The organism is Arthrobacter sp., assembly GCF_030540645.1.
In the GTDB taxonomy this organism is placed as follows: Bacteria; Actinomycetota; Actinomycetes; order Actinomycetales; family Micrococcaceae; genus Specibacter.
Map to the genome: position 1 here is coordinate 1 of NZ_JAUNVV010000087.1, position 10,446 is coordinate 10,446.

Genomic DNA, 10,446 nt, shown 5'->3' on the forward strand with positions numbered 1-10,446 from the left:
CGTATGGGGCCAGGCGAATGGACCGAGAAGTCCATGGATGACCTAGTCGCGTCCTACCAGCAGAAGTTGCACACCATGGGCGCCCCTGATGACCAGATCAAAACCTCTGTTGAAACTTTTGAGAACGGATCAGCCAACGTCCATGTGAGCTGGCAGCGCACCGGCACTCAAACCTTCGCCGAAACAGGGCAGAGTCTCATAGCAGAAACCGAAGGCTCTCGCGGGCAGGGGGAGCACATACCTGCCGGCGAAACCACGGCGGACTCCAAAGGCCTCGGAGCCGTACTCGGCGACGCTGATCGCTCAGCCATTGATGCGCCTCCCACGCAGCGGGCCATGAACGCGGAGAAGAACCAGCAAACACCCGAACTCCTCCTCTATACGGATGAGGAAGGAAAGACTTACGTGGAGGAAGTTGACCCAGCCAAAGAATAGAACCGCTGTAAGGCACAGCTGTCATAGTGTTGCCGGCTGCACCATATCGGAAGAAAGCGCGGTTTAGAGGTCGCTAACTAGTGCGTGGGAGCCTGACTTCAAGCACACCCTCTACAACTCTGGTTTCAAAGAGCGCCTGCGGCGACGTCGCACTCCCATCGGCGCTGGCCCTTGATTTGCAGCCCTATTTTTTGCCAAAATGCATACCTCCTACAAGATCTTTGTAGCTTCCTCGTTCGGAGGTTCGAAATCATCTCCCCTCATGGAAGCCGTTAGTGGTTACAGTGGGGTTTAGCGCGTCACAGGGAAATACGCCGCACGCTCAGACAAGGAGATATCCATGAAAGCAAAATTGGCTTTTATAGCAGGACTGGCTGTTGGCTACGTCGCAGGCACCCGCGTGGGACGCCGGGGATATGAGAGCTTAAAACACAATGCACGCGCTCTCTGGGAGACAGACGTCGTGCAGGAAACTGTGCAGAATTTGGAAGATTCGATCAAGGAAGAATCGAAGGATCTGGGCTCCCGCCTGGTTGGCAGGGTCGCAGGCCGCAGGGAAGCTGCGACTGTCGAAAACGAAACTCTCCCCGACATAGACTCAGACCCCGCTTTGAACGACGAGGTGGGCCAGGATTGGGCCGACGAAGGCGGCGCCGTGCCCCCGGGCCCCGCAAACTGATGTGGCACGACGCCTGATCTGGCACGACAGTGCCCGCGTATGACAGCAACAAGTCAACAACCAATCACCGTATAAGGAGAAAATCATGAGCAACGACAACGACGTGGCTGCAAACGATCCCGCAGACAACAGCAAGCAGGCAGCTGAGCCCAAGGAATCCGGCTATGGGTCCCCAACACCTGAGGAAGAAATGCCCGCTGGCAAAGCGACCACTGCCGGTACGCCGGACGAGCAACCGTTGGAGGCGCCTTCGACAGATGCGCCAATCAACGAGGGCAACGCCGACTCCGCACGCGGAGACCGTGAGTCGTTCTCTTCAGAGCCCGACGAAGACGCTTCCGGGGCCTAGCCGGAACCACAACCTCGTTCCCCAAGAAGGCGGCAGAATGTCTTCAACGTTTCCTCGAACGTCTGCAGCAGGCGATCACTACGAGAACCCGTCAGCTTTCGGCGTGCGTCTTGGCAATCCGAGCGCAGCAGCAGGTTCGGACACTACGACGTTTCTGCATGAACTCCATGAGGCGGCTTATAGCTGCAGCGGACGCATTCCTGCGTTGCTGGAACTCGCGCGTGACCTCGGGCACAGCCTGCCCCGCCCTCAGCAAGGGAACACCTTGCAGCTGTGGGAGTCTTTGGCCACCCTCGGGGCCGCGGACCTCACAGCTGCAAGGGTCATCGAACCGCATCTGGATGCCTTGGCCATTCTCGACCAGGCCGGCCAGGGCGGAATGCATCCAGAGGACTCCACTTGGGGTGTGTTTGCTGCACAAGGACCAGGCCAACAGTTGCTGGCCACCCCGGTCCAAAGCGGCTGGCGACTGGACGGGCACAAGCCCTGGTGTTCGCTCGCGGACGATCTCAGCCACGCACTTGTCACGGCCAGGACGGATGTGGGCATGCAGTTGTTCGCGATCGATTTGCGCCACCCAGGGGTCACCACCACTGGGCGCCCTTGGAGCGCACTGGGACTGCCGGCTGTGCCAAGCCGTGGCCTCTTGCTGGCCAAGGTTCAGGCCATGCCAGTCGGCGGGCCTGGTTGGTATACGCAAAGGCCCGGATTCTCCTGGGGCGGTGTAGGTGTTGCAGCCATCTGGCACGGCGCGGCGACGGCCTTGGCAAGGCGACTGCACCGACATTGCCTTTCCCGTGAACCAGATCAGATCGCCTTGTGGCAGCTGGGCAGCGCTGATCAAGCGCTGTGGTCCTCCAGGTCCTCCTTCCAGCGCGCGGCCACCGTAGCCGACCCGCCCGCGGCGAGCCGTTCCCTTCCTGCACCCACCCTTGACGGCCCTGCCCTCATTTCCGCGCGGGTCCGGGCTACGACTGTCTCTACCGCGGAGAGGATCCTGACGCTGTCAGGGCATGGCATGGGGCCGGAACCGCTGGCGTTCGAACCCGAACATGCCCAGCGCGTAGCTGATCTGGAGCTCTACCTCCGGCAAGACCATGCCGAGCGTTCCCTCGCGGCGCACGGCAGGGCAGTGCTCGAGGCCGCGGCCACCAACGGCGGAGCGTCGCCATGGTAGCTTTCACCCACGATCAGAAAACCACTGCCGAAGCGGAATGGTTGGCCAGCCCGCGCATGACCGGCATGCCTGCCCTGAGTCTCGACTGGGACTCGCTGGCAAAGATCGTGGTTGTCGCTGCCCACCCCGACGACGAAACTCTCGGCGCCGCCGGGCTGCTGCAGCGTGCGGCCAGCAGGGGGGTGGACGTTCAGGTCCTCGTTGCCACTTTAGGAGAGAACTCACATCCCTCCTCCCCCACCCACACACCGGGACGCCTTGCCGAGCGGCGGCTCATCGAGCTTGAAAAAGCGTTGGAAACACTCGCCCCGAGAGCGCGGCACAAAGTGCTGGGGCTGCCCGACGGCCAGGTTGTTGCCCACTCGCTCGAGCTGGAGCAGGAAATCACAAGCGCGGCTCAGCACGGTGGCGGTGCCACCTTAATAGTGGCCCCCTGGTCCGCCGACGGTCACACGGACCATAATGCCGCTGGAGCCGCGGCAGCCAAGGCAGCTGCAGCAACAGGCAGCATGTTGTTGGAATATCCCATCTGGTGGTGGCATTGGGGGTCCCCTGCAAACGACGCCCTACCCTGGCCGGCGCTTCGCAAGTTGGAGTTGGATAAGAAGGAACAGTCAGTGAAGGCTGCGGCCATGTCCGCCCATATCACTCAAATTGAGCCGCTCTCCGACGCAGTAGGGGATGAGATTCTGCTATCCACCTCTCTCTTGTCACACTTCGAGCGGAACTTTGAAACGTTCATTGACACTGCCGGGCACTTCACACCGTCGGGAGTTGATTCACAGCAGTGGCTTGCCACCCAGTTCGATGCCATTCACGTCGATGGTGCCGAACCATGGGACCCGACGTCGTGGTACGAGCGGCGCAAACGTGCGCTGCTGCTCGGAGCGTTGCCCCGTGACCGTTTCCATTCAGCCTTGGAACTGGGCTGCTCAACTGGAGCGCTCACTGCTGATCTGGCAAGCCGATGCGATCTAGTCACCGGAGCCGACGCGAGTGCGGAAGCGGTCGCCACTGCGACCCAACGGCTGGCACTGGCCGACAACGTTGACATTATTCTTTCCACGCTGCCGCGAGACTGGCCGGAAGGACGCTTCGATTTGTTCGTGCTCTCCGAAAGCGGGTACTACTTCACGGCAACGGAACTTTCGGAAGCTGTGGAGCGAATGGTTGGTTCAGCACTGACGGATGCATACTTGGTGGCATGCCACTGGCGCCATCCAATTGATGGATGGCCGTTGGGAGGCGACGACGTGCACAAGCTGCTGCATGCGAACGAGCATCTTTCACTGCTTGGATCCTATGCTGAACAGGACTTCTTGCTCGAGGTGTTCCAGCTTCAGGAGAGTCCGTGAACGGCGGCGTGGAGGAGATCGCCGTCGTCGTACCGTCCAGGAATGAGGCCCACCTGCTCCCTCGGGCTCTGTCAGTCCTCGACGAATCCACGCGCCGACTGAGGTTGAAGTTTCCGCAGGTCAAGATCTCCCTCACGATGGTGTTGGACAGTTGCACCGACGCCTCCGAGCAAATTCTGGCACACCACCCCCATGTGCGGATTCGCAGGATCGCCGCAGGTCGGGTTGGGGCTGCCCGCAATGCGGGGATAGCTGCAGTGATGTCAGCGTCCGGCGTGGATCCAGAACGGTTGTGGATCGCCAATACAGATGCCGACAGTGCAGTACCGCCGGATTGGTTGGAACACCACCATGCGCTGGCTGTGGCTGGCGCGGACGTGCTGGTCGGCACGGTTGAACCTTTTCGGACGGAACTTTCCGCTGCACGGTTGGCGCAGTGGCAGGCCAAGCACGAACTTCGTGAGGGCCACCCGCACATTCACGGTGCCAATTTGGGCTTCCGGGCGGATATTTTCACGGCCTTGGGCGGCTTTGCGGACATTGGCGTGCATGAGGACCACCAATTCGTTGTGAGCGCGCGCTCACGGGGCTTCTCAGTCCACGCGACAGATTCCTGTCGGGTTCGCACCTCCGGACGCCTGCAGGGAAGGGTGGAAGGCGGCTTCGCCGATTTCCTTGCAAGTCTTTAGGGCGCTCTGCGACGCGCCGATGCGATTGGGACATCAACGCCACCAAATTCAGCTCGGTTTCAGCCATGCCCTCCTGTAAGCAGCGCCAAGACAGCGCTGTCCCTTTGGTGGGTGAGGTCTGCGACTTTGCCCTGCTCAAAGAGAGCGATGACACGAGGGTTTACATAAGATTCCTTGGCGACCGTAGGGGTGTTGTGGAGCCAATCTGCGGCATCCCGTACGGCCGCCGTGATTGCTTCGGGAGAACTGGAGCCTGCCCGCTGCGACCGGGCCAGGGAAATCGAGGCCACTACCGTTCCCTGCCAGGTCCGGAAGTCCTTGGCGGTGAATCCCAGCCCTGCCACCTCTCCCAGGTAGCCATTAACTTCAGTGTCTGAGATCGCATGCCAGAGTTTCCGACGCCCTGAGAACGATGCGTGGCACAACGCCGGACCGGAGCGGGGAGTGTGCGGGATGGACGCAAAGTAGTCCTGCAGCAGAGCGTCGTTGATGCTCACATCCCATTCACCGGCTGATTTGCCACGGAACATAAGGTGCACCACGTCAGCTTCGATGCTGACGTGGCGCCGCTGCAGGGTTGTTGCACCAAAGGAGCCGTTCTCTGCCGCGTATGCTGCTCCACCGACGCGCATGCCGACCTTGTCCATGATCCGGACGGCAGCAGCCAAGGCGCGACGTCGGGCATTGTCATTTTGTTTCAGATCGCGGGTGACGCTTCGCCGAAGTGCCGGCAAACGCTGACCGAATGCCAGCGAACGGATGAATTTCTCCCCGTCACGGATTTCCCGCCAACGTGGGTGGTAAATGTATTGGGTGCGGCCTGCCGCGTCCACTCCGGTGGCTTGGATGTGGGCATTGGGCGCAGAAGCGATCCACACGTGGGACCACGCCGGTGGAATTGCCAGGCCACGAATCCGTTCAAGCCGTGATTCGGTCTTAATACGCCGTCCATTGGAAGAAACATAAGTGAAACCGCGTCCGGCAACGCGTCGTTCAATTCCGCCCGCCCCTGGCTCGACCCGTGCAAGTGGTCCCATCGCCCAAGTCAAACACCCCAGGTTGCTTCTGGCCAGTAGAAAGGCTTCCATAACTTGCGCGTTGTGGCCTTGCGCAACCATCAAGACATGTAGTTGCATAGCTATAGCAAAGCGTAGAAGCTCATTCAGCACTTTATGTGAGGAGATATTTATGGTTTCCAAGAACGTTTCCAGAGCCACGTACACGGTCCCCGGGCTGTCGATGACGGATGGCCACAAGGTTGGCGAACTTCTGCAGGGTCGACTCCACGCGCTCAACGATCTTCAGCTCACACTGAAGCACGCACATTGGAACGTGGTGGGCAGGGATTTCATTGGTGTCCATCAAATGCTCGATCCGCAGATCGAGCTCGTCAGGGCAATGATCGATGAAACAGCCGAGCGGATGGCCACGTTGGGTATTTCGCCGAATGGTCTGCCCGGTGCGCTTGTGAAGTCCCGCAGCTGGGATGATTATTCCTTGGGCAGGGCAGGCACTGCCGAGCATTTGGCGGCACTTGACGTGGTCTATGACGGGCTGGTCTCCAGTCAGAGGGATGCAATTTCCGTTGCCGGAGACCTGGATCCAGTCACCGAAGACATGCTTATCGGACACACTGCCCAGCTGGAACTCTTCCAGTGGTTCATGCGCGCACATCTGGAAGACAGCGACGGCCAGCTCCAGGAGCCGTCCAAGAAATCGACTGACACCAAAGCAGGTAAGTAGTTCTTTCTGCCTGCGCAATTTGGCTTCCTCGCCACTCCTATAAGGAGTCGCCAGAGGTTCCAGTGGATGTAAGATTTTGGGGCTCAGCTGCAGGGCCAGCCTCGGAGGCGTCATCCTGGGTCGTGTGGGCAGACGCGTGGAATCATGTTGGCGGCTTCGCCACTGAAAGTGCAATACAAGGGAAGGACCGAACACATGTCAACGACTGACAACCGCGAAAAAGTATTCGAGATCATCAAAGACAACCCGGTGTGCATGTTCACCGTCAGTGGGGCGGAGGATGCCCTGCACAGCCGGCCCATGACCGTCATTAAAACCGAAGACAATGGGGAGCTATGGTTCTTCACGTCTTCCGACGGTGCAACCGTGGCAGAAATTGGCACGGAATCTGAAGTAAACCTTTCCTTCAGCGGTAAGGGGGAATGGCTCTCATTGCATGGTTCCGCAGTGACTATCACCAGTGAACCCAAGGCCCGTGAGCTGTGGAACGAAGCTGCCGCCGCGTTCTTCCCGGAAGGACCCGACTCACCTGAACTAGCACTCATTCGAGTCCGTCCTGAAGGGGCGCAGTTTTGGAACTCCCCCGGTGGAGCAATCACCATGGCGTTTCATTGGGCCAAGGCCCGATTGACAGACACCCAAATCGATGCAGGTGAAAGCAAAACAGTGGATCTATAGACCTGATGTGCCCGGTCTGCTGCTTTTCCAGTATTGGCCCACCAGCTCAGGCTCAGCCTGAACTGGTGGGCCTCTGAGTTCCTAAGCGGCCGCCAGCATTGACCGGGACCGCAGTGGAGAGGCGGCGCTGACGCCAAGTCAAAAATGACCCTTCAGATTTGCGCGGGGTTGTGGCTTGTCAGCCGAACCAAGAAGAACGGCCGGTCCTCCCTCCGCGCCAGCGGAGGGCCGGCCGTGGGCATGCCCAGTTGGGTGGCCAAGGGAAAATATTGGCTGCCGAATCGCGCCTCAGTGCAGTGGGCATAGAGGCGAACAGGTTCGGTACATCCAAATTCCTTACGCTGTCTTACACCAAGCAGTTGCTTCTTCTTTCGTCATGGTCGAACGGCCCCCTTACCAAACAACTGCGCTGGATCAGTGGCTCCGGCATCGTGCGGACTCCGCCCGATAAAGCGGCGGATCCAGTACCGTTCCGCAGTAAACCATTCGCTCGCATCAGGACGCTGGAGCACTGAAGCTCACCGAGCAACTGGTTTGGGTCCTGTACTGTGCAGTGCATAAACTGCACTAGTAAGCCGCATGTCTCATTCACCAACTCTTCTCTGGAGGAAACTTGGAAGTCTGGCCCGGAAACGCCTACCCGTTGGGAGCCACATTCGATGGCACTGGCACCAATTTCTCCCTGTTCAGTGAGCACGCCGAGAAGGTGGTTCTCTGTCTTTTGGCCGATGACCTGACGGAAACCCGCATCGAGGTCGAAGAGGTTGACGGCCACGTTTGGCACTGCTATCTTCCGGAAGTCCAGCCCGGCCAGCAATACGGCTACCGTGTTCATGGGCCGTACGATCCGAAAAAGGGTCTGCGTTTCGACGACAACAAACTTCTTTTGGACCCGTATGCCAAGTCCATCCACGGTCAAATTGACTGGGATCCGGCACTGTTTTCGTATCAGTTTGAGAACCCGGAAGCCCGGCAGGAGGACGACTCTGCCCCGCATACGATGTACAGCGTGGTCATCAACCCGTTCTTCGATTGGGACGGGGACCGCCAGCTGCGCATCCCGTACCACGAGTCAGTTATTTATGAAGCCCACGTCAAGGGACTGACCCAGCTTCACGAAGAAATTCCGGTGGATCAACGCGGCACCTATTCCGGCGTGTCACACCCGGTTATGATTGAACACTTTAAGAAACTCGGCATCACTGCTGTTGAGCTGATGCCTGTCCATCAGTTCGTCAACGACGGGACCTTGGTGGACAAGGGCCTCAGCAATTATTGGGGTTACAACACCATTGGCTTCTTCGCCCCGCAGAACACGTACAGCTCCACCGGCGATCAGGGAAACCAGGTTCAGGAATTCAAGGCAATGGTCCGGGATCTCCACAGGTCCGGCATTGAAGTCATCCTGGACGTGGTCTACAACCACACTGCAGAAGGCAACCATCTAGGTCCCACGCTTTCCTTCAAGGGCATCGACAACGACGCCTACTACCGTCTAGTCGAAGACGACCGGCAGTACTACATGGATTACACCGGCACCGGAAACTCGCTGAATGTCCGCCATCCCAATTCGCTGCAACTGATCATGGATTCGCTGCGCTACTGGGTGACGGAGATGCATGTTGACGGCTTCCGGTTTGATCTGGCCTCCACCTTGGCCCGCGAATTCTACGCCGTGGACAAACTCTCCACGTTTTTTGAACTCATCCAGCAGGATCCAGTAATCTCCCAGGTCAAACTCATCGCCGAACCCTGGGATGTTGGCCCCGGAGGTTACCAGGTGGGCAACTTCCCGCCACAGTGGACCGAATGGAACGGGAAATATCGTGACACTGTGCGTGATTTCTGGCGAGGGGAGCCCTCAACTCTTGGCGAGTTCGCATCGCGGCTGACTGGTTCGGCAGATCTCTACGAAACTTCCGGTCGCCGCCCCGTGGCCTCCATTAACTTCGTCACCGCCCACGACGGCTTCACCCTGCGCGATTTGGTTTCCTACAACGAGAAACGCAATGACGCCAACGGTGAAGACAATAACGACGGCGAGTCTCACAACCGCTCGTGGAACTGCGGTGCGGAAGGGCCCACGGATGACGAAACAGTGCTGACGCTGCGTGCCCGCCAGCAGCGCAACATCATCGCGACGCTGCTGCTTTCCCAAGGTGTTCCGATGATCCTGCATGGGGACGAGCTTGGCCGAACCCAGCAAGGCAACAACAACACCTATTGTCAGGATTCTTTGATCAGCTGGGTGCACTGGGATGCCGTGGACCAACCCCTCGTGGAGTTCACCGCCATGGTGAGCAAAATTCGTGCCGAACATCCCATCTTCCAGCGCAGCCGCTTCTTCGACGGCAGGCCTGTGCTCCGCGGTGAGGACGGGGCACTCCCGGACATCATCTGGTTCAGGGCAGATGGCGCCGACATGCTGCCTGAGGACTGGGACAGTGGCTTTGGCCGTTGCATCGGGGTCTTCTTGAACGGAGACGGTATCCGAGAGAAGGACCGGCGTGGACGCCACATCACCGACAAGAACTTCCTGCTGATCTTCAACGCCGACGTTGAAGCCGTCAACTTCCAGCTCCCATCGAAGGAGCACGCGCCCTTCTGGGAAGTTCTGGTCGATACCTCCAGCAGTGGCACGCGGGAGCCTGTCCAAGCCGAAACCGTGCTTGAGCTCTCGGCAAAGTCCATGGCGGTACTGCGTGCCTACTCCGGCCCGGCGGAAGTCGTCGGCCACTCCGCCGAGGCCTCCCTGGCTGCCATGGCCGCCGAGGAGGAGCCCAAGTCTGAGGAGCCCAAGGCGGAAGCTGCGAAGGAAGGATCCAAGGACCAGACCGAAGCTCAGGAACCCAAAGTAGATCCAGAGGCGGAGCCGCAGGAGTCCAAGGCTGGGGAGCCCTCCCCCGCGGCCGCAGCGGACGGAGCTTCAGCGTGAAAGCCCCCCTGTCCACCTACCGCCTACAGCTGAACGCAGATTTCACGCTGCAGGATGCGGCCCGAACCGTGCCGTATCTGCAGGAATTGGGGGCGGATTGGGTCTACCTCTCCCCCATTCTGACTGCGGAGCAGGGCTCCACACACGGCTACGACGTCACTGATCCCAGCACGGTGGATCCCGAACGCGGAGGCCCCGAAGGGTTGCTTGCGCTGTCGCATGCAGCGCGTGAGGCCGGTTTGGGCGTGTTGGTGGACATTGTGCCCAACCACATGGGCGTTGCCACCCCGCACCAGAACCCGTGGTGGTGGTCCATCTTGAAGGAGGGCCCGGACTCTCCTTGGGCCGAAGCGTTCGACGTCGATTGGGCTGCGGGTAACGGGCGCATCAGGATCCCGATCCTGGC

Annotated in this window: 11 protein-coding genes; 10 read left to right on the forward strand and 1 reads right to left on the reverse strand. The window is 59.6% G+C overall.

Features of this window, described 5'->3' with window-relative positions:
* From Q4P21_RS13690 to Q4P21_RS13715, 6 genes are all read left to right on the forward strand, one after another.
* Positions 1-435, forward strand: a 435-nt coding sequence (locus Q4P21_RS13690) for a hypothetical protein (RefSeq protein ID WP_303389304.1), incomplete at its 5' end; no start/stop codon positions are given.
* Positions 436-775: 340 nt separating this feature from the next.
* Positions 776-1,114: a hypothetical protein gene (locus Q4P21_RS13695; RefSeq protein ID WP_303389305.1), complete on the forward strand. Its 339-nt coding sequence runs from the start codon at positions 776-778 to the stop codon at positions 1,112-1,114.
* 85 nt (positions 1,115-1,199) lie between these two features.
* Positions 1,200-1,463 (forward strand): hypothetical protein, encoded by a 264-nt coding sequence (locus tag Q4P21_RS13700; RefSeq protein ID WP_303389306.1) that lies wholly within the window; start codon positions 1,200-1,202, stop codon positions 1,461-1,463.
* Positions 1,464-1,500: 37 nt separating this feature from the next.
* On the forward strand, positions 1,501-2,640 hold the full coding sequence (locus tag Q4P21_RS13705) for an acyl-CoA dehydrogenase family protein (RefSeq protein ID WP_303389307.1): 1,140 nt from the start codon (positions 1,501-1,503) through the stop codon (positions 2,638-2,640).
* Complete coding sequence (locus tag Q4P21_RS13710) at positions 2,634-3,995, forward strand: PIG-L family deacetylase (protein WP_303389308.1); 1,362 nt, start codon at positions 2,634-2,636, stop codon at positions 3,993-3,995. Before Q4P21_RS13705 ends, Q4P21_RS13710 begins: the two co-directional genes overlap by 7 nt.
* Positions 3,992-4,684 carry a glycosyltransferase family 2 protein gene (locus tag Q4P21_RS13715; RefSeq protein WP_303389309.1) on the forward strand — a complete coding sequence of 231 codons (693 nt, stop codon included), beginning with the start codon at positions 3,992-3,994 and terminating at the stop codon, positions 4,682-4,684. Before Q4P21_RS13710 ends, Q4P21_RS13715 begins: the two co-directional genes overlap by 4 nt.
* Positions 4,685-4,743: 59 nt before the next feature.
* Here Q4P21_RS13715 and Q4P21_RS13720 read toward each other — a convergent pair whose 3' ends face one another.
* The gene (locus Q4P21_RS13720; protein ID WP_303389310.1) at positions 4,744-5,721 is read right to left on the reverse strand and encodes a DNA topoisomerase IB; all 978 of its coding nucleotides are present in this window, start codon (positions 5,719-5,721) and stop codon (positions 4,744-4,746) included.
* Between the two features lie 151 nt (positions 5,722-5,872).
* On the opposite strand from Q4P21_RS13720, the gene Q4P21_RS13725 reads away from it, so the two are divergent.
* From Q4P21_RS13725 to Q4P21_RS13740, 4 genes are all read left to right on the forward strand, one after another.
* The gene (locus tag Q4P21_RS13725) at positions 5,873-6,427 is read left to right on the forward strand and encodes a Dps family protein (RefSeq protein WP_303389311.1); all 555 of its coding nucleotides are present in this window, start codon (positions 5,873-5,875) and stop codon (positions 6,425-6,427) included.
* Between the two features lie 195 nt (positions 6,428-6,622).
* Complete coding sequence (locus Q4P21_RS13730) at positions 6,623-7,105, forward strand: pyridoxamine 5'-phosphate oxidase family protein (protein ID WP_303389312.1); 483 nt, start codon at positions 6,623-6,625, stop codon at positions 7,103-7,105.
* Positions 7,106-7,718: 613 nt separating this feature from the next.
* The gene (gene glgX / locus Q4P21_RS13735; RefSeq protein WP_303389313.1) at positions 7,719-10,040 is read left to right on the forward strand and encodes a glycogen debranching protein GlgX; all 2,322 of its coding nucleotides are present in this window, start codon (positions 7,719-7,721) and stop codon (positions 10,038-10,040) included.
* Positions 10,037-10,446, forward strand: a 410-nt coding sequence (locus tag Q4P21_RS13740) for an alpha-amylase family glycosyl hydrolase (RefSeq protein ID WP_303389314.1), incomplete at its 3' end; no start/stop codon positions are given. The genes glgX and Q4P21_RS13740, both read left to right, overlap by 4 nt.